The 20,574-nt window shown below is 68.8% G+C and carries 21 protein-coding genes; 11 read left to right on the forward strand and 10 right to left on the reverse strand.

Translation table 11 applies throughout. The features are described 5' to 3' along the window. Positions 1-21: 21 nt before the first annotated feature. On the forward strand, positions 22-153 hold the full coding sequence (locus U8D42_RS12445; RefSeq protein ID WP_322861570.1) for a hypothetical protein: 132 nt from the start codon (positions 22-24) through the stop codon (positions 151-153). 24 nt (positions 154-177) lie between these two features. Here the strand turns inward: U8D42_RS12445 and U8D42_RS12450 are convergent, their stop codons facing one another. Both U8D42_RS12450 and U8D42_RS12455 read right to left on the reverse strand, forming a co-directional pair. Then, entirely contained in the window at positions 178-2,979 is a 2,802-nt protein-coding gene (locus U8D42_RS12450; RefSeq protein ID WP_322861569.1) for an AMP-binding protein, read from the reverse strand. 157 nt (positions 2,980-3,136) lie between these two features. Beyond that, on the reverse strand, positions 3,137-4,120 hold the full coding sequence (locus U8D42_RS12455; protein ID WP_322861568.1) for a GNAT family N-acetyltransferase: 984 nt from the start codon (positions 4,118-4,120) through the stop codon (positions 3,137-3,139). Between the two features lie 328 nt (positions 4,121-4,448). On the opposite strand from U8D42_RS12455, the gene U8D42_RS12460 reads away from it, so the two are divergent. Both U8D42_RS12460 and U8D42_RS12465 read left to right on the forward strand, forming a co-directional pair. Next, entirely contained in the window at positions 4,449-4,712 is a 264-nt protein-coding gene (locus U8D42_RS12460) for a hypothetical protein (RefSeq protein ID WP_322861567.1), read from the forward strand. Positions 4,713-4,866: 154 nt separating this feature from the next. After that, positions 4,867-6,705, forward strand: coding sequence for an AMP-dependent synthetase/ligase (locus U8D42_RS12465; protein WP_322861566.1), 1,839 nt, complete (start codon positions 4,867-4,869; stop codon positions 6,703-6,705). Positions 6,706-6,740: 35 nt separating this feature from the next. On the opposite strand, the gene U8D42_RS12470 is transcribed toward U8D42_RS12465, so the two are convergent. Then, on the reverse strand, positions 6,741-7,769 hold the full coding sequence (locus tag U8D42_RS12470) for a YncE family protein (RefSeq protein WP_322861565.1): 1,029 nt from the start codon (positions 7,767-7,769) through the stop codon (positions 6,741-6,743). 210 nt (positions 7,770-7,979) lie between these two features. Here U8D42_RS12470 and U8D42_RS12475 point away from each other — a divergent pair, with 210 nt between their 5' ends. Beyond that, positions 7,980-9,104 (forward strand): hypothetical protein, encoded by a 1,125-nt coding sequence (locus U8D42_RS12475; protein ID WP_322861564.1) that lies wholly within the window; start codon positions 7,980-7,982, stop codon positions 9,102-9,104. 10 nt (positions 9,105-9,114) lie between these two features. After that, entirely contained in the window at positions 9,115-10,434 is a 1,320-nt protein-coding gene (locus U8D42_RS12480; RefSeq protein ID WP_322861563.1) for an alpha/beta family hydrolase, read from the forward strand. 105 nt (positions 10,435-10,539) lie between these two features. Here the strand turns inward: U8D42_RS12480 and U8D42_RS12485 are convergent, their stop codons facing one another. Further along, positions 10,540-11,343, reverse strand: coding sequence for a ribosome hibernation promotion factor (locus U8D42_RS12485; protein WP_085240113.1), 804 nt, complete (start codon positions 11,341-11,343; stop codon positions 10,540-10,542). Positions 11,344-11,370: 27 nt separating this feature from the next. Further along, complete coding sequence (locus U8D42_RS12490; protein ID WP_085240112.1) at positions 11,371-11,652, reverse strand: DUF1876 domain-containing protein; 282 nt, start codon at positions 11,650-11,652, stop codon at positions 11,371-11,373. Positions 11,653-11,895: 243 nt separating this feature from the next. Between U8D42_RS12490 and U8D42_RS12495 the strand changes: the two genes are divergently transcribed. Continuing rightward, entirely contained in the window at positions 11,896-12,543 is a 648-nt protein-coding gene (locus U8D42_RS12495) for a TetR/AcrR family transcriptional regulator (protein ID WP_322861562.1), read from the forward strand. On the opposite strand, the gene U8D42_RS12500 is transcribed toward U8D42_RS12495, so the two are convergent. Genes U8D42_RS12500 through U8D42_RS12520 form a run of 5 tightly spaced genes read right to left on the reverse strand, consistent with a single transcriptional unit; the run spans position 12,531 to position 16,582 of the window. Beyond that, a complete protein-coding gene (locus U8D42_RS12500) occupies positions 12,531-13,760 on the reverse strand; it encodes a lyase family protein (RefSeq protein WP_322861561.1) in 1,230 nt (409 codons plus the stop codon). The genes U8D42_RS12495 and U8D42_RS12500 overlap by 13 nt on opposite strands. Then, the gene (gene pcaG, locus U8D42_RS12505) at positions 13,757-14,320 is read right to left on the reverse strand and encodes a protocatechuate 3,4-dioxygenase subunit alpha (protein WP_322861560.1); all 564 of its coding nucleotides are present in this window, start codon (positions 14,318-14,320) and stop codon (positions 13,757-13,759) included. The genes U8D42_RS12500 and pcaG overlap by 4 nt, the downstream gene beginning before the upstream one ends. Continuing rightward, the gene (gene pcaH / locus U8D42_RS12510) at positions 14,313-15,068 is read right to left on the reverse strand and encodes a protocatechuate 3,4-dioxygenase subunit beta (RefSeq protein ID WP_322861559.1); all 756 of its coding nucleotides are present in this window, start codon (positions 15,066-15,068) and stop codon (positions 14,313-14,315) included. The genes pcaG and pcaH overlap by 8 nt, the downstream gene beginning before the upstream one ends. 60 nt (positions 15,069-15,128) lie before the next feature. Continuing rightward, positions 15,129-15,614, reverse strand: a complete 486-nt coding sequence (locus U8D42_RS12515; protein WP_085240107.1) for a hemerythrin domain-containing protein — start codon at positions 15,612-15,614, stop codon at positions 15,129-15,131. Next, positions 15,611-16,582, reverse strand: coding sequence for a Rieske 2Fe-2S domain-containing protein (locus tag U8D42_RS12520; RefSeq protein ID WP_322861558.1), 972 nt, complete (start codon positions 16,580-16,582; stop codon positions 15,611-15,613). Before U8D42_RS12520 ends, U8D42_RS12515 begins: the two co-directional genes overlap by 4 nt. A gap of 377 nt (positions 16,583-16,959) precedes the next feature. Between U8D42_RS12520 and U8D42_RS12525 the strand changes: the two genes are divergently transcribed. Genes U8D42_RS12525 through U8D42_RS12545 form a run of 5 tightly spaced genes read left to right on the forward strand, consistent with a single transcriptional unit; the run spans position 16,960 to position 20,573 of the window. Then, a complete protein-coding gene (locus tag U8D42_RS12525) occupies positions 16,960-18,267 on the forward strand; it encodes an aromatic ring-hydroxylating dioxygenase subunit alpha (RefSeq protein ID WP_322861584.1) in 1,308 nt (435 codons plus the stop codon). Beyond that, positions 18,264-18,803 carry a 3-phenylpropionate/cinnamic acid dioxygenase subunit beta gene (locus U8D42_RS12530; RefSeq protein WP_085240105.1) on the forward strand — a complete coding sequence of 180 codons (540 nt, stop codon included), beginning with the start codon at positions 18,264-18,266 and terminating at the stop codon, positions 18,801-18,803. Before U8D42_RS12525 ends, U8D42_RS12530 begins: the two co-directional genes overlap by 4 nt. Further along, positions 18,800-19,063, forward strand: coding sequence for a dihydrodiol dehydrogenase (locus tag U8D42_RS12535; RefSeq protein ID WP_322861557.1), 264 nt, complete (start codon positions 18,800-18,802; stop codon positions 19,061-19,063). The genes U8D42_RS12530 and U8D42_RS12535 overlap by 4 nt, the downstream gene beginning before the upstream one ends. After that, a complete protein-coding gene (gene hcaB, locus U8D42_RS12540; RefSeq protein ID WP_322861556.1) occupies positions 19,060-19,854 on the forward strand; it encodes a 3-(cis-5,6-dihydroxycyclohexa-1,3-dien-1-yl)propanoate dehydrogenase in 795 nt (264 codons plus the stop codon). Before U8D42_RS12535 ends, hcaB begins: the two co-directional genes overlap by 4 nt. Beyond that, positions 19,851-20,573 carry a class II aldolase/adducin family protein gene (locus tag U8D42_RS12545; RefSeq protein WP_322861555.1) on the forward strand — a complete coding sequence of 241 codons (723 nt, stop codon included), beginning with the start codon at positions 19,851-19,853 and terminating at the stop codon, positions 20,571-20,573. Before hcaB ends, U8D42_RS12545 begins: the two co-directional genes overlap by 4 nt. Position 20,574 lies beyond the last annotated feature (1 nt).

Raw genomic sequence — 20,574 nt, forward strand, 5'->3', positions numbered from 1 at the left:
TGGGCCGAACTCTCCGACGACGTGCTGGAATCGGTCGAGAACGGCCGCAAGCAAGCCATCGAGGCGGTCCGCAAGTTCGTCACCGCGCGTATCGAGTTCTTCCGGAACGTGGTCCCAAGCGCCGGTCAGGCCGGCAGCAAGCACGGCGAGTAAAACCTCGACGCCACGGCTGTCGGGTCATTCGACGTCCGGTTCCCCGGACAGCCGCAGGACGGCCTCTCGCACGGCGCGCTGTAATTCGACGGCCGCCGTCCAGCTGTTCCCGGAGGGGTTGATGGGCTCTCCGACGGTGATGTCGATGGCCCCGTGTCGCGGGAAGTGGTGCTCTGGACGAAGTATGGTCCGGGTCCCGCGAATGGCCACCGGGGCGACAGGCACCCCGGTTTGGGCGGCCACCACGAAGGCACCCATGTGAAACGGCCGCAAGCCGGGTGCGCGGGCCAGGCGGCCTTCGGGGAAGATGACGAGCGACTGGCCGGCACGCACCAGGCCGGCCAGCCGGTCCGCGTCCGCGACGCCGTGTTCGCGCTCGTGACGCTCGACGAACTGGTGGCCCAGCCGCTTCAGCACGAATCCGTTGATCCCTTGATGCTCAAGCACTTCAGCGGCGACGAACAGAAACGACTGCGGCATGACGGCAGCCAGCGCCAACGGATCGATCCAGCTGGGGTGGTTGGCCACCGCGATAGACGTGCCCGAGGGAAGGTGGTCCAGGCCGTGCACGGTGATCGCGGTTCCCGTGAGACGGGCCAGCAGCCGGACCGCGGCCCGCGCCACCCGCCACCGCCACCGCGCGCGTGGGAGCACCAGCAATAAAACCGCGACCGACAACCCGAGGATTGTGTACACCGCCCACGCGTAGCCGGCGAAGGCCACGTCCCCCGCCGCGCGCCCGGCGCGGCGCAGCGACGGTGCCGCGCCGCGGAAGCGGAGCCGGGCCAATTCCCACCACAGCGCGCGCGGTCGCGCGCCGATCTTGCCGGCCTGATAGAGGGCCCGGCTGGCAGACCGCCGGATCTTGCCGCTGGATGTCTTCAGAACCGTGCGCGGCGGCGCCAGCACCACATCGTCGGGCGCCACCCCCAGCAGATCGACTGTGGTTGCCGCGATTTCGGAGCGTAACGCGGCGCGTGCGTCGTCTCGGAGCACCCGCGTCTCGGCCATGACGACGAGTCGCTCGGGGCCTCCGGAGGGATCAGGAGAGGCGAACACCGCCACGCAGCCCTTGCGGACCCCCTTGATGTCACCCACCGCTTCTTCCAGTTCCGCGGGGTGCAAGTTACGTCCGGCCCGGATGATCATGTCCTTGATCCGGCCGGTCACGTAGACGTCGGCTTCGACCGTGTACCCGAGATCGCCGGTGTCGAGCCAGTCGTCGTGGAACAGCGCACGCGTCGCCGCCGGGTTGTTGAAGTAGCCCGCGGTCGCCGACGGTCCGCGAAACTCGATGCGGCCTTCGCGGCGATCACCCAATTCGTTGCCGGCGGCGTCGACGATGCGGATTTCATGTCCCGGCAGGGGCCGGCCGCAGGCGACGAATCGGAGGTCGCGCTCCCCGGGCCTGGCGGGCTCGGCCTGTCCGGACCGTGCGAAAACGTCTCGTCGAATCCGGTCGATCACCGGACCGCGGCCCAACGGCGGAAAGGCCAGCCCCACCGACGACTCCGCCAGCCCATACACCGGCGTGATCGCTTCCCTGCGAAAGCCGTACGGGGCGAAGCGATCACCGAAGCGCTCGATGGTGTCAGCGCTCACCGGTTCGGCGCCGTTGTAGGCCAAACGCCAGCTGCTGAGGTCCAGTCCCTCGATCTCGTCGTCGCGAATCTTCGAGAGGCAGAGTTCGTAGGCGAAGTTCGGGCCTGCCGACATGGTGGCGCGGTTGGCGTGAATCGCCCAGAGCCAGCGCGACGGGCGGATCAGGAAGGCCTGCGGGCTCATCACCACCAGCGGGACACCGAAGTACATGCAACCGAGCCACGCACCGATCAGGCCCATGTCGTGGTAGAGCGGCAGCCAGCTGACGAACGTGTCCGATCCGGTCGCCCCGGCGGCCTGACCCATCACCCGGATGTTGGCGAGCAGGTTGCGGTGCGTCAGTGCGACCCCTTTGGGCTGCCCGGTGCTGCCGGAGGTGTACTGCAACAGCGCGAGGTCCTCGGACCGCGGCCGGGGAAGGGGTGGTGTCGCGCCTTCGCCTGCGCGCGTGAGGGATTCGGGGACGACGACATGACGCAGGCTTTCGACATTCGAGCGCAGCAGGTGACCGAGGGTGACGGCCTCGGGGACCGTGACGAGCATCGTGGCACGGGCGTTGCTGAGAATGCCGGCGGTGCGGCGCAGGTGATCCGGGAGTTGGGAGGGGCGCGCCGGTGGATAGACCGGGACGGGCACGGCACCGACGAGGACCACGCCGGCGAAGGTCACGAAATACGCCCGAGAGGTGGGCAACATGATGGCGACCGCTTCGCCCGGCACCACATCGTGTGCGACCAGCCCGGCGGCTACGGCGGCCGCCTCCCGATGCAGGGCGCCATAGCTCATGTCGGAGTTGTTGGCGGGGTCGCCGGCGTCGTCGAGGATGCGGAGGTGGATCCGGTCGGGCGTGGCGCCGACGTGCCAGTTGAGCATGTCGTTGAGGCTCTGCGCGGACTCCGGCGTCGAGGCGGGCGGCGCGGTGGCCGGCAGCGAAACGACGCCGCGGCCCGTTCGCACCGCCGGGCGGCCGTGCGCCAGGGCCGGGTTGAGGGCCGCTACCAAATCGCGCGGTGTCTCCGCGCTGGCCAGGATATGGGGCGGCAGCGCCACCCCGAATTTGTCCTGGACACGCGACAACAATTCCGCCAGCTCCAGGCTGCCGATGCCGAGCGCGTCGAAAGGGCTGTCAAGCGTCACCGGAGGCGACGCGGCCTGCGGGTGAACCTCCTCGACGAGACCGCGCACCAAGGCCAGAACCGGAGAAGCGCAGTCTTGGGTCGCCATCGGTCACGAAGCGGCCGGGGATCCAGAAACGCATTCGATGAGCGACTCCATGGCACAACTCCTCGAACTGGCGAACAAGTCCTCATGGTGCGGGCGTACCCGGCTCTTCGGTAAGGGCGCAAAGCCATCAAAGCACGGGGCGTTTGTCACTCGCGGTCTAGTCGAATGCGTGGATCACCTGGCGGGCCACCTGCCGCATCTGCTGATACGTGGCGCGATCGAGTGGCAGATCGCGGAAACGCGGGATCTCCCCCGTCGTGGTGACCACGCCCGGTTCCTCGCGCGCCCAGCAGGCGTGCACCTTGTCGCCCAACGCGCGCGCGGGCGGATTGTCGGCCAGCACGCGGGCATGGAACCGCTTGATGCCGTCGACGCGCGCCGCGACCGCCAGCGCGCACAGCAGCAGCGTGCCGATTCCGCGCCCCTGGTAACCGTCGGCCACGGTGAGCGCGACCTCCGCCGAGACGGGATCGTCCTGATCACGGACGAACCGGGCGTCGGCGACGACCGGACCCGCCACGCCGTCGGTGACCACCCAGACGAAGTGGTCGACATAGTCGACCTCGAACAGATAGGTCAGCCGGGCATCGGTCGGAGTGCCGCCTTGGTAGCGCCGGTACAGGGTCTCCCGGGAGAAGGAACCACTGCTCTTGAACCGCTCGGCGTCACCGGGTAGGACGGGGCGCAGCGACAGCACGGCACCGTCGCTGGTCGGCACCGGGATGGGGGAGATGTAGGCGGCCAGCCGTTGCCGGGCGGTGCGCAGCATCCGGTCGGCGACTGCCGGCATGGCGAGCATGCAGTCGAAGGCGGCGCTGTATCCGATGTAGCCCCACACGTCGTCCCGCGCCGTCACGGTTGCCGTGCGGGTCGCGTGGCGCAGCAGCGCGATCTCGCCGACGATCGTCGTGGCCGTCAGCTCGGTGGTGGTGACGCGCGCCTTCGGGCCGACATGCCTGACCACGACGGAACCGGACGCGATGATCGCGAACGACTCGGCCCGCTCTCCTTGGCGCATCAAGACCTCGCCGGCGGCGGCGCGTAGGGGCTCGAGCAGGGCGGCCAACACCGCGAGTTCCTCGGCCGGGATGTCGGCGAACACGGGCAGGTCCGCGAGTTCCTGGGTGCTGACCACCCTCACGCCGGCCCGCCTGCCCGCCCCGGAATCCGGCCCGAATCACGCCCCGATTGCGAATCCATTGCTAATACGGTCATTTCGCCGATTTCGGAATCCAGGGCCCTTGAAACAAGTAACGTGGCGATACACCATCCCCGATGTACGGTACGCGACCGGCACCGCCATCGCCGGAGAAGTAAGTAGGTGACCGCAGTGACAAAAGACCCTGTCGGACTGGGACTTCGGCAGGCCGGAAGTAAGACCAAAGCCTTTCGGTAATCGTGCTCTTGTCCTCTACGGCCGGACCTTCGGGACTGGTCGGATGGATCGTTAAGGCTGATGGGGAGGGATCATGAATACAGCGAAGTGGCGGCAGCATTGGCCCCAGCGTAAGCCGACAGCCGCGATTTATCAGCTGACCGATCGCCTACACGAGGGACATGTCGCCCGGGTGCCCGCCAATCGGATTCCCGAGACCGTGTCCGCCTGGCTGGCCGAACTCGGTGCCCACAGCCCGTTGGTCGACGACCTCGAGCGCGCCGTCCGGGGCGGCGACTGGTCCACGGCACATGCCCTCGGCGAGTGCCTGTCCATCGAGATAGCCCCGGCCGACTGACGGCCACCGCCCGGCCGGACCCGGTCGCCAGGGACGTTCGCCGCTCCCGACGTGACTTTCGTCTCTATCGCCGGACGGCCACCCCCCGCAGGATCGAAGGGTATGCCGGTGCGCCACGTCATCGGTACGTGTTCGGGAACAATGGATTCGAGTGATGAAAGCATCTTTCGCCTCAACGGAGAGGCCTGATTTCCGCAAGATCGAGGGCCGCGCGCCGTCGGTGGCACAGATGTTCGTCAACCGCGTCGCCGCCACCCCGCAAGCGGAGGCGTTTCGCTACCCGCAGGACCACACGTGGGCAAGCGTGAGCTGGCAGCAGGTCGGCGAACGCGGCAACAATCTCGCCGCGGGGCTGATCTCGCTGGGGATCGAGCACGAGGATCGGGTCGCGCTCGCGTCCGCGACGCGTTACGAGTGGGTGCTCGTCGACTTCGCGATCATGTGCGCCGGCGCCGCGACCACCACCGTGTACCCGACGACGAACGCCGGCGATGTCGCCTACATCGTCGCCAACTCCGGCAGCCGCGTGGTGGTCGCCGAAAACCAGACCCAGCTGGACAAGCTGCTCGAGCACCGGGCCGAACTCCCCGACGTGCGCAAGGTCGTCATGATCGACGGCAACGGCGACGGTGACTGGGTGATCTCCCTCGCCGATCTGGATCTGTTGGGCAAGCAGCTGCTCGCCGACTCCCCCGAAGCCGTCAACGAGCGGATCGCCGCCGTCGGCCCCGAACAGCTGGCCAGCCTCATCTACACCTCCGGCACCACCGGGCGCCCCAAGGGTGTGCGGCTGACGCACGGGGCCTGGACGTACACCGCGGCAGCCATCGATTCGCTGGACATCCTCGGCCCCGACGACCTGAACTTCCTCTGGCTGCCGCTGGCACACGCGTTCGGCAAGGTGATGCTGGCGCTGCCCCTGCAGGTCGGTTTCCCCACGGCCATCGACGGGCGTGTCGAGAGGATCATCGACAACCTCGCGATCCTGCACCCGACCATCATGGGTGCGGCACCGCGCATCTTCGAGAAGGCGCACGCGCGCATCCAGGACATGGCGGCCGAGCAGGGCAGGCTCAAGAAGATTGTCTTCGATTGGGCGATCGGGGTCGGCCTGAAGGTGTCCAAAGCCCGGCAGGCCGGGAAGAATCCCTCGCTGGCGTCGTCACTGTCCTACAAGGTCGCCGACCGGCTGGTGCTCTCCACGATCCGGGAGCGGTTCGGCGGGCGCCTGCGGTTCTTCGTCTCCGCGGCCGCGGCGCTCGACCGCGACGTCGCGCAGTGGTTCGACGCGGTGGGCATCATCGTGCTCGAAGGCTACGGGCTGACCGAGACCGCCGCCGCATCGTTCATCAACCGGCCCAACGCATATCGCTTCGGGACGGTCGGCCGGCCGTTCCCGGCCACCGACGTCAAGATCGCCGACGACGGCGAGATCTTGCTCAAGGGGCCGGGTCTGATGACCGCCTACCACGAGCTGCCGGACGCCACGGCCGAGGCGCTCGACGGGGACGGCTGGTTCCACACCGGTGACATCGGGCAGATCGACGCCGACGGGTTCCTGCGGATCACCGACCGCAAGAAGGACATGTTCAAGACCTCGCAAGGCAAGTACGTGGCGCCCTCAGCGATCGACGCGCGGTTCAAAGGCTCGTGCCCGTACGTGAGCGAGATCGTCGTCTATGGCGAGGGCAAGCCATATTGTGTCGCTCTGGTCAGCCTGGACACCGAGGCGATCACCGACTGGGCCAACAAAAACGGTCTGGCGGGCAAGTCGTTCGCCGAGATCGCGCGTGACGACAAGACACAGGAGCTGATTGCCGGGTACATCGACGCCTTGAACGCCGAGCTGAATCGCTGGGAACAGATCAAGAAGTTCACCATCGCCGACCGCGAATTCACCGTGGAGTCGGGCGATCTGACGCCCAGCATGAAGCTCAAGCGCAAGGTGGTCATCGAGAAATTCGCCGACCGCCTCAACGCGCTCTACGACTGAAACGGCGTCTTTCGCTCTCGCCCCGGCCGGGCAGGCTACGGCTGGACCGACAAGACGGTGACGGTTCCCGACCAGTAGTCGCCGACATAGAGCCGGTCGCCGTCGGCGCTCACCGCCAACGCTTCGGGATGACCGCCGACATCGATGGTGTCGGTCACGCATTGGGCGATGGTGTCGACGATCGACACGCTGCGCTCACCGAAGTTGCTCACGTAGGCGTATTTGCCGCTCGGGCTGATCCGTACACAGCGCGGCAGGTCCGCGGCCGGCATCCGCTCCGCTTCGCCGGTGACCGTGTCGACCACCGACAACGAACCGCTGCTCACCACGTACGCCCGCAAACCGTCCGGCGTGATTTGCACCTCAATCGGCTTGTCCCCCAATGGGATCAACTTGACATCGAAGGACGCGAGGTCGATCGCCGAGACGCAGGAACGGTCATAGTGCGTCGCGTACGCCATCGACCCGCCGATGGTGATCGTGTCGGGCGCGCCGATCAGTCCGACGGTATGGCGCACCACATCGGTCGCGGCGTCGATGACGGCGAGCGAGCCGGCGTCGTATTGGTGGTAGTAATCGCTGCGTCGGCACAGCCCCACGTACAGGCGTTGGCGTCCGGAGTCTGCCACCAGGCTGGTGACGGCGCGGCCGTCGAACCCGGCCACGGGACAGCCGAAGGCGGTCCCCTCGCCAAGCACCCACACTCGCCCGCGATTGGCGGCATTGCCGGCCGCATAGATCAAGGCCCCGTCCGGGGTGTCGACCTGCTGCACGCAGCACGCGCCGGGAATGACACCGACGCGGTGGTCGGATATGTCGATCACCGACACCGAGCCGCCGTGATTGGCGGTGTACAGCCGGCTCCCGTCGGCGCCGATGGTCAGCGCCCGCGGGTGCCCGCCGGCCGGGATAACGCTGAGGATCTCGTAGTGGCTGCCGATGAATGCCACCGAGTCGCTCAGCGCCGCGTAGGCGACCGAATTGCCCGGGTTTACGGTGAGGTCGTGCAGTCGGTCGTCGAATGTCACCCGTGCGATGACGGATCCCCCGGTTCGTCGTTCCACCCATCCCATCGTTGGCAAGCCGGCGGCGACGAAGTAGGGAAGAAAGTCCTCTAAACCACCGCCGAGGTCCGCGAGGGGATGTCGGGTCCCGCGCGCTGAGAGCCTGGGACCTTAGACCCGCAGCCGAGGGCCAACGACTCTCGTGGCGTGGCCGTCGTGATCCATACGGTGGGACAAACCGCAATGACGACGCAAGCAGTGGAGGATGGCATGCACTCAGATCGCCTGAAATCGTTGGCGAAGGCGCAAGGTCCGTTCGCCTCGGTGTACTTCGACGACTCACACGACACTCTGGACGCCGTCGAGCAGCTCGAAGTGAAATGGGGCGACATCCGCAGGCAACTCGAGGACATGGGCGCGGACGCGAAGGTCCTGGGCCTGCTCGAGCAGGCCGTGCTGCACCATCGGCCCGCCGTCGGTCGGCGGGGCCGCGCCCTGATCGCGACGAACGATCAGGTCCTGGTCGACGAGCAGCTGATCACCCCGCCGGCGGCCACGGTGGTGCGCCTTTCGGATTACCCGTACCTCGTGCCGTTGATCGGCATGCAGGTGCAGCACCCGACGTACGTGTTCGCCGCGGTCGACCACACCGGAGCGGACATCAGCCTCCATCAGGGCGACGCCGTCACCTCGAAGACCGTCGACGGCGGTGGGTATCCGGTGCACAAGCCGGTCACGGCCGGCTGGAACGGGTACGGCGACCTCCAGCACACCACCGAGGAGGCGATCCGGATGAACTGCCGCGCGGTCGCCGACGAGCTCACTCGGATGGTGGACGAGGCGGACCCCGAGGTGGTGTTCCTCTGCGGGCAGGTGCGTTCGCTCGCGGACGTGACGGCCGAGCTGCCGGAGCGGGTGGCCGCGCGGGTCGTGCAGCTGCACGCCGCGGCCCGCAAGACCGGTATCGATCAGAACGAAATCAGCGAACTGACCGCCGCGGAGTTCGAACGCCGTCGCAGCGCCGAAACGACCAGCGCCGCCGAGCGATTCGAAGCGGAACAGGGGCGCGGCTCCGGGCTGGCGGCCGGCGGCCTGGCCGCCGTGTGCGCGGCGCTGCGCGACGGGAACGTCGACACGCTGATCGTCGGCGACCTGGGCGACGCCACCGTGGTCACCGGCAAGGCGCTGACGACGATCGCTCCCGATGCCGACGCGCTGTCCGACCTTGGCGAACCGGTGCAACGCGTGGCCAGGGCCGACGAGGCTTTGCCGTTCTGCGCCGTCGCGGTCGGCGCTTCCCTGGTGCGGGCCGACCACCGGATCGCCCCCGAGGCCGGGGCCGGCGCGTTGCTGCGGTATGCCGCGACCGACAGGCTCGCCGGTCGACGACCCTAGGGAGCAAACCATGAGGCGATTCATCGACCGCGCCGACGCCGGGCGCCAATTGGGCGCGCGGATGGGATACCTGCGCGGGCAGGATGTGGTGGTGCTCGGCCTGCCGCGCGGCGGAGTTCCGGTGGCCTTCGAGGTCGCCAAGGCGCTGCAAGCCCCCCTGGATGTGCTCCTGGTGCGCAAGCTGGGAGTGCCCTACCACCGGGAACTCGCTTTCGGCGCCGTCGGAGATGGCGGGGTGCGTGTATTCAGCGACGCCGTGGTCCGCGAGGCGCGGCTCACCCACCAGGAAATGGCTGCGGTCGAGGCCCAGGAGCTGGCCGAGCTGCAACGCCGGTCGGAACGCTTCCGCGGCGCGCGCCAACCGATTCCGCTGCGCGGACGGATCGCGCTGATCGTCGACGACGGGATCGCGACCGGCGCCACCGCACAGGCCGCCTGCCAGGTGGCCCGTGCCGAGGGGGCCAGCAAGGTGGTGTTGGCCGTCCCCATCGCGGCAACCGAGACCGCCCAGCAGTTCGCTCGATACGCCGACGAGGTGGTATGCCTGGAAACGCCGGTGCCGTATCTCGCCGTCGGCCAGGGATACCGCCACTTCCCGCAGACCTCCGATGACGAGGTCGTCGCCCTGCTCGAGAGCGCGCGCGACGGTTTCGGGGTGGTCGCCGCCGACACCGACGATCCGCCGCTGCGCGACGAGGAGATCTGGGTGCCGACCGGATCTGTTGCGGTGGCCGGGCACCTGACCATTCCCGAGCACCCGAAGGGTGTCGTGGTATTCGCCCACGGCAGCGGCAGCAGCAGGCACAGCCCGCGTAACCGCTTTGTCGCCGAGGTGCTCAACAACGCCGGCTTCGCCACGGTGCTCTTCGACTTGCTCACCCCCAAAGAAGAGCGCAACCGCGCCAAGGTATTCGACATCGCGCTGCTCGCCAGTCGCCTGATCGACGTCACGGGCTGGCTGGCGGCGCAGCCCGATACCGCCGCATTGCCGGTCGGTTACTTCGGCGCCAGCACCGGAGCGGGCGCGGCGCTCACCGCGGCCGCCCATCCCGGGGTCAAGGTGGCGGCGGTCGTCTCGCGCGGCGGCCGGCCCGACCTGGCCGGCGACGCCCTGCGCCACGTCGACTCCCCGACCCTGCTGATCGTGGGGGGACGCGACGAAATGGTGCTGGCGCTCAACCGGCAGGCCCAAGCGGCGATCCCGGTCGAGTGTGAGGTCGCTGTGGTGCCGGGCGCCACCCACCTCTTCGAAGAAGAGGGCGCCCTCGCCCGGGCGGCTGTGCTCGCCCGCGACTGGTTCACCGACCACCTCGCGCAGCTGGAGCACTGAATCCGTTCACAGCCCGAAGGTTTCGTTCACAGCCCGAAGGTTTGGGGCGGCGGTCCCGGACGGGGGGATGCCGGGACCGCCGCGGATTCAGTTGGTCTGTCGGTGTCAGCCGGCCGGTGTGATCAGGCCGTAGTGTCCGTCGTAGCGGTGATACAGCACGCTGCCACGGTCACGGGCGGCGTCGACGAAGAACAGGAAGGGCAGGCCGAGCAACCCGATTCGCTCGATGGCCTGCTCGACATCCAGCCGAGGCGCCGGCTGCGGACTGACGGTCAGCGGCAAATTCAAGGGCGCCAACTCATCGCCGGCGGTCGGATCGACCTGCGCCAGGCGGTATTCGGTCGGCCCGCCGCGATAGATCACGCTGTCCTGCCGTGTGACCTCCTCGGTGAAGAGGTGGAAGTCGTAGTCGAGCTGTTCCATCTCGTACGCGGCCTCTTCGACCGTGCAGGTCGGCAGGCTGTATGACTTGTGCCGCATGATGCGGCGTTCGCTTTCCGGCCTCGGGTAGTACTTCGGCCGGTTCGTCGGGTCGCTTTCGTGCCGCCATTCATGCGGACCGCGGCGGGGCACACCGCCCCGTTTGGCCTCCCAGTGCTCGGCGGCGCGCTCCAGTTGGCGGCGCAGTCGCGCCTCGAGCCGATCGATCGCCTCCCGCGCGGTGGTGCCCTCGACCTGCGCACGCACCGGCCGGCCGTTGACGTCGAGGTTCGCCTGAGCGATCACCCGGCGAGCCACGGCGGGGTCGCCGTGCTCGCTCAGTCTGACGTGGGCGTCCAGCACCGGTTCGTGGGTGAGAGGGCCGAGGTCGCCGATCTTGGTGCGCGCGTAGTCCTCGGCACCGGGCAGTTGACCGTGCGTCGTTACCCGGACCTCGAAGGTGGCCGGCAAATCGGGGCGTTGTCTCATGGTGACTTTCGTCTTCCGTCGCGTCGCTCAGTGATGCAGACCCGTGACGGGTTCGTGCGTACTGGCCTGAATATCGGTGGAGGTGGCGGCGAACAGCTGATTCGCCAGATCGGACAGCGCGCGGGCGATGGCCAGCTCGTCGCCGATGGCGGCCACCGGCGGGTCGGCCGGGTCGAGTCGCGCCAGGCCGATACCCACGAGCGTCTTGCCCGCCCAGGACAGTCGTGCCTTGGCCCGCGTGCGCTCGTCGCGCTCTTCGACCAGCACGTCGATGTGGCATTGCTTGGTGCCGTCGTCGCTGTTCGTCATCACCAGATCTCCTCGGATTGCCGATGGTTTCCTCGGCGCTATTGATGCGACCACTTCGCGCCTGTGCCCGAGTAGGGGCGGAAGTCCCGAATCGCCGGGCCGTTCGTCGGCGGCCCCGCGCGTTGCAGCGAGATCAGCAAATGCGCGGATGCCGGCGAAGAATGCGCCGACTTAATCGACATTATCGCTGGACTTAATCAACAGTTTCGTTCGTGTATATGGGCGTGCCCAACAGTTACGGGCGTGTCCGACCTCCCGACACAGACCAAATACCTGCATGCCTCGCGGGGCCGCCGGTCGTCGCCGCATTCGGGCGACGACCGCGAGCAGGCGATCCTGGCCACGGCCGAGCGCCTGCTGCAGGAGCGCCCGCTCGCCGACTTTTCCGTGGACGACCTAGCAAAAGGCGCCGGGATTTCGCGCCCCACCTTCTACTTCTATTTCCGATCGAAGAACGCGGTGGTGCTGTCGCTGCTCGACCAGATGAACAGCAAGGCGCATGCGGCCCTCAGGACGCTCGGCGGCATCTCGTCCGGCGACCCCGCGGAGCTGTGGCGGGCGCGCATCGAGGCGTTCTTCGAGGTGTCGGGCTCACACCCGGCGGTCGCCGTGGCGGGCGCCGCGGCGAAGGCGACCAATCCCGAGGTGCGGCAGTTGTGGTCGGCGCTGATGCAGCGGTGGATTTCGCTGACCACGGCGGCCATCAAGGCTGAGCGCGGTCGGGGCGCCGCCCCCGACACCATCCCGGCCGAGCAGCTGTCGGTCGCGCTCAACATGTTGAGTGAGCGGGTGATGTCCGCGACGTTCACCGCCGAGGACGAGTCGATGCCGGAGGACCGGGCGATCGACACCTTGCTGCACATCTGGTTGGCCAGCATCTACCAGCGCTGAGCGAGGGCGGCCCGGGCGCGGTCCAGGCTCTCGTCGATCAGTCGGTCGACCGCGCCGACGTAGGTCGGCGACGGCGGCTTGCCCGCCAGCCCGGCGATGGCGTCTTGCTCCCCCGAAACGTCTGCCGCGTCGAGGTTTTCGAACATCCGCTCGGCGTGCACCGTCAGCCCCGCCACAAGTTCGCCGCATTGGGATCCGGCCACGACGCTGCGCCGGGCCAGGGTGCGCAGGGCATCCCATTCGGCGTGCCAGGCGCCGTCGGGCCGCTCGTCGTTGGTCAGCGCCGCGGCGGTGTGCAGGGTGGCCGCCAGCTGGGGTGCGGACAGGGCGGCCCGGCGGATGAGGATGGACAGCACCGGGTTCCGCTTGTGCGGCATCGACGACGAACCCCCGCGGTGTGCGCCGCCCGGCTCGCTCAGTTCGCCGATCTCCGGACGGGTCAAGGTGACGACGTCCGAGGCGATCCGGCCCCAGCAGTCGGTGCAGCCGACGAACGCGTCGGCGGCCGCGGTGATCGGTGAGCGGGTGGTGTGCCACGGCGGCCGGAGGGCCAAACCCAAAGCCGTTGCGGCGGCGTGCACCAGGCCGGTGGAGACCGCGGCCGGGTCGGCGGCGGTGGTCAGCAACGCCGCCAGCTCCGTGCTGGCGGCCAATGTGCCGGCCGCCCCGCCGATCTGGATGGGGCAGACCACCTCGGCCAACCCCTCGACGGCATCGACGGCGCCGTTGCACCAGCCGGCCGCCTTCGCCCCGAACGTAGTCGGCGCGGCGTGCTGGGTGAGGGTGCGTGCCACCATGGGCGTCCCCCGGTGCAGGGTGGCCAGGGCGGCCAGGGTCGAGATTTGACCCCTGAGCTGTGCGGCCAGCTCCCCCACGACCTCGCGCACGCCGAGCATCAGGCCGGTGTCGAGCACGTCCTGACTGGTGAGCCCCCGATGAATCCACGGTGCCACGGCCGGCGCGGCGCGCTCCCGCAGCAGGGCGACGAGGCCGATGACCGGGTTGCCGCCGGCCTCGGCGGCAACCGCCAGGGACTCACCATCGTTGGGCGTCAACAGCATTGGCAGGTCGGCGCCGGCGCACTCGGGTGGGGCCAGGCCCGCGGCGGCCAGGGCGTCCAGCCAGGCGGATTCCACCGCGACCATCGATTCCAGCAGGGCCCGGTCGGTCATGTGCTCCCCGGCCCGATGGTCTCCGGGCCACAACAGGTTGGTCATCTCCCACCGTCCCGGTAGGCCAGGAACACGGTCTCGCGCGCGCCCTGCAGGTGGATGTCGAAACGGTAACCCGGGCAATCGGTTTCGGCTGCACACAGCAGGGTGGTGCGGCGTTCCGGATCGAGGCCCGCCAGCAGGGGGTCGGCGCCCAGGTCGCCGTCGGGCAGGTATGCGCGGGTGTACAGCCGGTCCAGCAGGCCCCGCGCGAACACGGTGAGGGCGAAGAACGGCGACCGGGCGGCGTTCGCAGGGCCGGGCGCCATGGTGGTGAAGCCGTACCGACCGGCGGCGTCGGTCGCACAGCGCCCCCACCCGGTGAACGTGGCGGGATCGCGGCGCAGTGAGCCGGGCCGACGGATGACACACCCGTCGGCGTCGGGCTGCCAGAGCTCGACCAGCGCGTCCGGGACGCCCTCGCCCGCGCCGTCGTAGACGGTGCCCCGCAGCCGGATGGCGCGTGGATGGTCCTGGCCGACCATTGCACAGTCGCCGGGATAGGCCAATCCGAGGTGGAGGAATGGGCCGACCGTTTGCCCTGGGGTGCAACAGGGTTCAGCCATCGTCGTCCTCCATCGGGGTCTTGCGCGCGCCGGCGAGCACGATGTCCCAGCGGTACCCGGTCGCGTACTCCGGTTCGGTGAGGTCGTGGTCGTAGCGGGCGATCAGCCGTCGACGCGCGGCGGGGTCGAGGACCGACTGAAAGATGGGGTCCAGGCCGAACAGCGGGTCGCCGGGAAAATACATCTGGGTGACCAGGCGTTGCGGGAGGGCGGTCCCGAAGACGGAGAAGTGGATGTGCGCGGGGCGCCACGCGTTGTGGTGATTGCGCCAGGCGTACGGCCCGGGCTTGATGGTGACGAAGCGGTACGAGCCGTCCGGCCCGGTCAGACACCGGCCGGCCCCGGTGAAGTTGGGGTCGAGGGGGGCGGGGTGCTGGTCGCGCTGGTGGCGATAGCGGCCGCCGGCGTTGGCTTGCCAGACCTCGAGAAGCTGTCCGGCAACGGGCTTGCCCGATCCGTCGAGCACCCGCCCGGCGACGATGATCCGCTCTCCCAGAGGTTGCCCCGGATGACCGGCCGTCAGGTCGGCCTCGAGCGGGTCCACGTCGCGGTGGCCGAAGCAGGGCGCCCAGCGTTCGACCTCTTCGGGGTCGACCGGCACCGGCGCGCGTGTGGGATGGCGCAGGGCGGTGCCGCGGTAGGGCGGGTAGTCGAGCCGGGGCTGCGCTTCCGGGCCGCGGTATTGGGCTGCGATGGCGGCGATCTCGGCCGTGATGTCACCCTGAGACGCGGCACACTCGGGGGTCATGAGCCGTGACGCTACTCTCGCCGGCCGCGTGCGCCGCGCATATGAGCGGCGCGATTGCGGTTAGAGGGAGCGCACCAGCGCCGCGCGCCCCTTGGTCCGCATCTTGTACACGGCGGACCCACGGTACTGCTCCATTTTCGCGGCCATCTTGTTGCCGAGCTCCTCGAGCTCGGCATCGGTGATCTTGACCTCGGGGGGCGCCGGGATCAGGTCGCGCTCCTCCTCGTCGGCGTGGGCCTCCAGCACCGTCTTGAAGGAGTTCCATTCGTCCTCGTAACCCGGCGCGCTCTGCGGGGTCTTGAGCAGCACGGAAAGCTGGTCGACCACCTGACGGTGCTCGGCGTGAGCCACCGCGATCAGTTTGGTGGCCTCTTTGAGGGCCGGGTAGTACAGGTCGTCCTCGATGCGGAAGTGGATGTCGAGTTCGATCAGCATCTCGTCGAAGAGGGCATGCCGCTCCTCGCTGTTGACCGGCGCCTCGCTGACCTTGCGGCCCAGGCCCTTGAGCAGGATGTGGTGTTCTTTCAGCACGTCGTAGGCGTTCACTTGCCCTCCCCTTCTCCGATTCCCGCCGCTGCGCCGAGCGCGGGCCCGGGTTGCGATCGAACCTCGACCATTCCGTTGACCAACCTCGCCTGATAGCACGGCAGCGGGGCCGCCGCCGGGCCGCGCAGCACCTCTCCGGACTCGGCCGCAAACCACGAACCGTGCCAGGGGCATACGAGCCGGCCACGGTCGATCCAGCCGTCGGCCATGGGCGCCGCCAAGTGGGGGCACAGCTCCCCGAACGCCGCGACCTCCCCCGGCTTGGTCTGGCAGACCACCAGGCCCACCCCGTCAACCTCGACCCGCACCGGCTTGCCGTTCAGCGAGCTCGCGGGCAGCACGGGCTTCCATTCGGTGGTGCGCAGCCGCGCGCCCGACTGGTCGATGCCGACGCCGGACTCGAACACCAACGCCCCGCCGAGGTAGCTGCCCGCGACGGTGATGCCGTAACCCAGGGCGGTGAGGGCGATGCCGCGGCCGTGGCGGCCCCGGCGCCGATCCCACCACGACTGCGCGTAGAGCGCGGTGGCGGCCAGGTTCAACAGGCCGTGCACGGCGCCGACCCGGCGGTCGGCCTCATGGGTGTGCTGCCAATCGGTGACACCGGTGACGGCGGAGCCGATGCTGGCCAGGATTCCCACGCCCAGCGCGCGGGACGCGAACTTCGACGCGTCACGTACCTCGGTGGCGGGTTGGCCGGGCAGCAGGCTGAGTGCGTCGAGCGCGACGGTGGTACCCAGCGCGCCGCTGGTCAGCGACGCCAGCGGCGGGTGAACCGGGTGGCCGAGCCACACCCCGTGCAAGGCGTTGGTGACGGTGTTGCGGGCGCCGCCCAGGCCGTTGATGGCGAAGCTCAACAGGTGTTCGAACCGATAGCTCGGCCGATCCAGCCACTCTTGACGCCCGATGGCGGACACCACTCGCGATCCGAGCTTTTGCAGCCGAGCATCCACTGACCGAGCGGTCATAGCACCAGCCCTCCCTCAGATACGTCGCCGATCGATGGCAACGCACGCAAAATCGAACGTTTTACCCCTTGGTTACCGCGCGCTCACATGCGCAGCGGAGCTGACGTGACCACCGTATCCCGGCCTTCCGGCCACATGATTGCCCGCAACCTGTGAATTACCACAAAGCATTCTTGTAAAAAGCTGGCCATGGATCCGGCCCGGTGACAGGCCCGGCAACGGCCGATTGACCGCGGGCGGGTGCATGCGGGATTCTATTGAGCGGAAGGTTTCTCTGCAGAGCAGACACGACAGCGTGGGATGGGGGCGCCGTGACAGTCCATCGCGCCACCCGCGACGGCGTTCTCGACCCCGTCTTGGCCAGCGTCCGCGAGGGCATGATCCCCGCGCACATCTACAACGACGGCACGCTGTTCGCGCTGGAGAAAGAGCGCCTGTTCAGCCGGGCGTGGACGTTCGTGGGGCACGAATCCGAAATCCCGCAGGACGGCGACTACGTGGTGCGCCGGGTCCTCGACGACTCCTTCATCATCGGTCGCGACTCGGATGGACAGGTACGCGCCCTGTTCAATATGTGCCTGCACCGCGGCATGCAGGTGTGCCGCGCGGAGATGGGCAACGCGTCCAACTTTCGCTGCCCGTACCACGGCTGGACCTACCGCAACGATGGCCGGCTCACCGGCCTGCCGTTCCACCGCGAGGCCTATGGCGGCGAGGACGGGTTCGCCAAGGATGCCCAAAGTTTGCTGCCCGCACCGAAATTCGCGAGCTACAACGGTCTGCTGTTCATCAGCATGGACGCGAAAGCCGAACCGCTCGAAGACTTCCTCGGCGACTTCAGGTTCTACCTGGACTTCTACACCAAGCAGAGCCCTGCGGGGCTGGAAGTGCGGGGGCCGCAGCGCTGGCGCATCAAGGCCAACTGGAAGATCGGTGCCGAGAACTTCGCCGGCGACATGTACCACACGCCGCACACCCACGCGTCGATCGTCGACATCGGCCTGTTTCGCGAACCGAAGGCCCAAAAACGCAAGGACGGCGCGACGTATTGGGCGCACCGGGGAGGCGGCACCACCTACAAGCTCCCGCCGGGCGGTTTCGACGAGCGCATGCGCTATGTCGGCTACCCCGACGACATGATCGCCCGGATCAAGGACGTGTGGACGCCGCGACAGCAGCGCCTGGTCGGTGAGGACGGTTTCATGATCTCGGCGGCCACCTGCTTTCCGAACCTGAGCTTCGTGCACAACTGGCCCAAGGTGCAGTCCGGTCGGCACGACCGGGAATCAGCGACCCTGCCGTTCATCTCGATCCGGCTGTGGCAGCCGATCAGCGCGAACGAAACCGAGGTGTGCTCGTGGTTCGCGGTGGACGCCGCCGCTCCCCCACAGTACAAACAGGATTCGTACAAGGCGTACCTGATGTGTTTCGGTTCGACGGGCATGTTCGAGCAAGACGACGTGGAGAACTGGGTGTCGCTGACCACCACCGCCGGCGGTGCCATGGCCCGCCGGCTGCTGCTGAACAGCCGCATGGGCCTGCTCTCCGACGGCACGGCGGTCGTCGAGCCGCTGACCGGTGAGGCGTTCCACGGGCCGGGCCGCGCGCAGGTCGGCTACAACGAGCACAACCAGCGCGCGCTGCTGAACATGTGGGCCGACTATCTGCAGGGGAACGGCGCATGAAAAAGCCGTTGGCCTGCTTGCCGTTTCATGACCTCCGGCATCAGCAGGCCCACCAGTTCCTGGTCGACGAGGCCTACCTGCTCGATGCCCAGCGGTACGAGGAGTGGCTGCAGACGCTGACCGACGACGTCCGCTACGTGATGCCCGTGCGGGTCACCACCGCCCGGGGTGCCGGGTTCGACGCGTCACCGGTTAGGGGCCCGGGAATGGCGCACTTCGACGAGGACAAGTATTCGCTGAGCCAGCGCGTCGCCCGGATGGCCACCGAACACGCCTGGGCCGAGGACCCGCCGTCGCGGCTGCGTCACTTCGTCACCAATGTGCGCACCTTCGAGGGTGAGGACCCCGTGCACCTGTGGGTCGAATCGGCCGAGCTGCTGTTCCGCAGCCGGGGTGACGTGAACGAGAGCGCGCTGCTGTCGTGCGGCCGCGAGGACCTGCTGCGCCGTAGCGGGGACGGCTGGAAGTTGGCCCGGCGTACCATCATCGCCGACGAATCGGTGCTGCGGATGCAAAACCTGGCGGTGTTCCTTTGAGCGAGGAACTGCAGCGGCTCCTGGACGGGACGGTCGGCGAACCCCTCGTCGTCGCAAACGAATTCACCGAGGTGGTGGTGCGCCGCGTCGACACCCGCAACGGGTCGAGATTGCTGATCAGCGCGCCGCGATCGGGGCAATGGATCACCCTGGACGCGCTGGAGGTGGAGGCCCTGACGCGGCAGAACAGTCGCACCCTGGCGGCGATGGTCGGTAATCCGCACGCCCCGCTGCTGCCGGACGAGGAGGCCCCGCGATGACGGGCTGGCTGGACGGCAAGCGGGCGCTGGTCGTCGGCGCCGGTTCCGGGATCGGCCGGGCCGCCCTCGACGCCTTCCGCGCCGAGGGCGCCAAAGTCGCTGCGCTGGAACGTGATCGCGAGAAGTGCGAGCGCCTGCGCGCGGAGTTGCCCGGTGTCCCGGTCGTGGAGGGCGACGCGGTCACCCGCGACGCCAATGAACGAGCGGTCGACGCCGCGGTCGATGCCCACGGCGGGTTGGACACCCTGGTCCACTGCGTCGGAATCTTCGACTTCTACCGGGGCATCGGCGACATCTGCGCCGACGACCTCCCCGGCGCGTTCGACGAGATGTTTCGCACCAACGTGCTGAGCCAGCTGCAGTCCGTCAAGGTGGCGCTCCCCCGGCTGCGATCCGGCACGGGACCCTCGATCATCCTGACCGCGTCCGCCTCGTCCTTCTATCCGGGGCGCGGCGGCGCGCTGTACGTGGCGTCGAAGTTCGCAGTCCGCGGCCTGGTGGCCGCCCTGGCCCACGAGCTGGCGCCGCGGATCCGGGTCAACGCGGTGGCGCCGGGCGGCACGCTGGGCACCGACCTGCGCGGGCTCGCCAGCCTGGGCCTCGAGGACGTCCGCCTGGACGACACCCCCGGTCGGGCAAAGGAGGTGGCCGCGCGCACACCGCTGAACGTCGCGCTCACCGGGTCGGACCACGCCTGGAGTTTCGTGTTCCTGGCCTCCGACCGCGCCCGCGGGATCACCGGCGAAACGGTCCGCCCCGACGGCGGATTCGGGCTGGCCGCACCGCGATGACCTCCCTCGATGAGCAACGCGCGCTGGTGGCACAGGGCTGCCGGGTGGCCGCGGCCCGCGGCCTGGTCGACGGCGTGCTCGGCCACCTGAGCCTGCGGGTCGACGACGAACGCCTGCTCGTTCGCTGCCGCAGCGACACCGATGCCGGGGTGGCGTTCACCCGGCCCAGCGACATCCGGCTGATCACCTTCGACGGTGGGGCGGGCGCCGACGGCGAACTCGACGGGTACCGCGTGCCCAACGAACTGCCCATCCACGTGGAGACCATGCTGGCCGATCCGGCGCACCGGGCCGTCGCGCACCTGCACCCGCCCGCCGTCGTCGCCGCCGACCTGGCCGGCATCGCGATCCGGCCGATCTACGGCGCCTACGACATTCCGGGCGCGCGGCTGGCCCGCGGAGGTGTGCCCGTCTACGAGCGTGCGGTGCTGATCCGCACGCCGGCGCTGGGCAGGCAGATGGTGGCGGCCATGCGCGGACGGCCGGTGGTGATCTGCCGCGGGCACGGGATCACCAGCGCGGCCGCCACCGTGCCGCAGGCGGTGCTGCAGGCCATCAGCGTCGACGCGCTGGCCCGAATGTCGTTGCGGGTGAAGGCTGCCGGCGGCAGCCTGCGGGACATCGACGACGCCGATTGGGACGACCTGCCCGACCTCGGGCCGTCACTGCACACCGGCGCCGCCTGGCGTCACGAGGTGGCCCGGTTGCCGGCCGACTGAG

The sequence above is a fragment of the Mycobacterium europaeum genome (genome assembly GCF_034555895.2).
GTDB classification, from domain to species: Bacteria; Actinomycetota; Actinomycetes; order Mycobacteriales; family Mycobacteriaceae; genus Mycobacterium; species Mycobacterium europaeum.

Coding starts and splice junctions, on each gene's coding strand:
- U8D42_RS12545 (WP_322861555.1), top strand. CDS start 19,851: ATGACCTCCCTCGATGAGCAACGCGCGCTGGTGGCACAGGGCTGCCGG.
- U8D42_RS12525 (WP_322861584.1), top strand. CDS start 16,960: ATGATCCCCGCGCACATCTACAACGACGGCACGCTGTTCGCGCTGGAG.
- U8D42_RS12450 (WP_322861569.1), bottom strand. CDS start 2,979: ATGGCGACCCAAGACTGCGCTTCTCCGGTTCTGGCCTTGGTGCGCGGT.
- U8D42_RS12520 (WP_322861558.1), bottom strand. CDS start 16,582: ATGACCGCTCGGTCAGTGGATGCTCGGCTGCAAAAGCTCGGATCGCGA.
- U8D42_RS12475 (WP_322861564.1), top strand. CDS start 7,980: ATGCACTCAGATCGCCTGAAATCGTTGGCGAAGGCGCAAGGTCCGTTC.
- U8D42_RS12480 (WP_322861563.1), top strand. CDS start 9,115: ATGAGGCGATTCATCGACCGCGCCGACGCCGGGCGCCAATTGGGCGCG.
- U8D42_RS12460 (WP_322861567.1), top strand. CDS start 4,449: ATGAATACAGCGAAGTGGCGGCAGCATTGGCCCCAGCGTAAGCCGACA.
- hcaB (WP_322861556.1), top strand. CDS start 19,060: ATGACGGGCTGGCTGGACGGCAAGCGGGCGCTGGTCGTCGGCGCCGGT.
- U8D42_RS12530 (WP_085240105.1), top strand. CDS start 18,264: ATGAAAAAGCCGTTGGCCTGCTTGCCGTTTCATGACCTCCGGCATCAG.
- U8D42_RS12500 (WP_322861561.1), bottom strand. CDS start 13,760: ATGACCAACCTGTTGTGGCCCGGAGACCATCGGGCCGGGGAGCACATG.
- pcaG (WP_322861560.1), bottom strand. CDS start 14,320: ATGGCTGAACCCTGTTGCACCCCAGGGCAAACGGTCGGCCCATTCCTC.
- pcaH (WP_322861559.1), bottom strand. CDS start 15,068: ATGACCCCCGAGTGTGCCGCGTCTCAGGGTGACATCACGGCCGAGATC.
- U8D42_RS12490 (WP_085240112.1), bottom strand. CDS start 11,652: ATGACGAACAGCGACGACGGCACCAAGCAATGCCACATCGACGTGCTG.
- U8D42_RS12465 (WP_322861566.1), top strand. CDS start 4,867: ATGAAAGCATCTTTCGCCTCAACGGAGAGGCCTGATTTCCGCAAGATC.
- U8D42_RS12485 (WP_085240113.1), bottom strand. CDS start 11,343: ATGAGACAACGCCCCGATTTGCCGGCCACCTTCGAGGTCCGGGTAACG.